Genomic DNA, 221 nt, shown 5'->3' with positions numbered 1-221 from the left:
GCACTTCTTCCACCTGACAGGCAAAGAGAAACAGCCCATCGGTATATGCTCGGCTTATATAAAATACTTGAAGAAATAACAGCTTCTTTTCCACATGTACTTTTCGAAAGCTGCTCAGGTGGCGGCGGAAGATTCGATCCAGGGATGCTCCATTATATGCCGCAGACTTGGACGAGTGATAATACGGATGCAGTATCCAGACTAAAGATTCAATACGGAAC

Annotated in this window: 1 protein-coding gene; it reads left to right on the top strand. The window is 44.8% G+C overall.

The genetic code is table 11. The features are described from left to right. On the top strand, positions 1-221 hold a 221-nt coding region (locus tag EOC06_RS39650), incomplete at both ends, for an alpha-galactosidase (protein ID WP_206631511.1).

Source organism: Mesorhizobium sp. M7A.F.Ca.MR.362.00.0.0, from assembly GCF_004023175.1.
GTDB lineage: Bacteria > Pseudomonadota > Alphaproteobacteria > Rhizobiales > Rhizobiaceae > Mesorhizobium.
The sequence above is the reverse complement of the archived record's forward strand: the minus strand, read 5'-3'. Positions and strand labels throughout refer to the sequence as shown.